1 protein-coding gene is annotated in these 597 nt (G+C 40.7%); it reads right to left on the bottom strand.

The window, feature by feature from the left end:
- Nucleotides 1-137 precede the first annotated feature (137 nt).
- Complete coding sequence (locus tag NSMM_RS12415; protein ID WP_090287907.1) at nt 138-401, bottom strand: type II toxin-antitoxin system RelB/DinJ family antitoxin; 264 nt, start codon at nt 399-401, stop codon at nt 138-140.
- Nucleotides 402-597: the final 196 nt, after the last annotated feature.

The following is a 597-nucleotide window of genomic DNA, read 5'->3' as shown; positions in this document are numbered from 1 at the left end:
AGGCAATTGTAATGTGAATCTTCTTTCTTATTGTTTCTAAAATGGTTTGCAATATTTCAACCAAGGCAGTTTCTAACGTCGCGCGGTGGCGGCCTTTCAGTTCCCGCTTATAATCCCGTTTAAATTGTTTGGTACGTTCAATCCTTCGCATTCAAATCTTTAAGAAGTGCATCCATATTCTCGAAAGATTTTAATTTCCCTCGTCGCGCTTCTTTCATTGCAGCAATAGTTTCAGTATTAGGCACTAACGGCTCGAAAGGTAATGCTTTTTCTGTAGCAATACGGGTCAACATCATTCTAAAGGCATCTGAAACAGTCAGCCCCATGCTGGCTAGCACAACAGTCGCTTCTTCTTTAATACGTTCATCAATGCGCGCACGAACAACAGTATTGGCAGTCATAATATTCTTCCCATAGATTTACATAATGGGCCACAATGTAGCACAATAGACATTTTATGTAAAATAATTGTAACTACTCACCCCATACTTTATGAGCTTCACCGGCCAACGCTATTTGAATAGCGACAAGTGGGTTATATCCCTTGTTGGCCATGGATTGCAGATAGCTTGAAATTCGGCAATAGGCATGTGCGTA

This window comes from Nitrosomonas mobilis, from assembly GCF_900103035.1.
Lineage (GTDB): Bacteria > Pseudomonadota > Gammaproteobacteria > Burkholderiales > Nitrosomonadaceae > Nitrosomonas > Nitrosomonas mobilis.
This window is presented reverse-complemented; position numbering and strand designations above follow the sequence as displayed.

Coding starts and splice junctions, on each gene's coding strand:
- NSMM_RS12415 (WP_090287907.1), bottom strand. CDS start 401: ATGACTGCCAATACTGTTGTTCGTGCGCGCATTGATGAACGTATTAAA.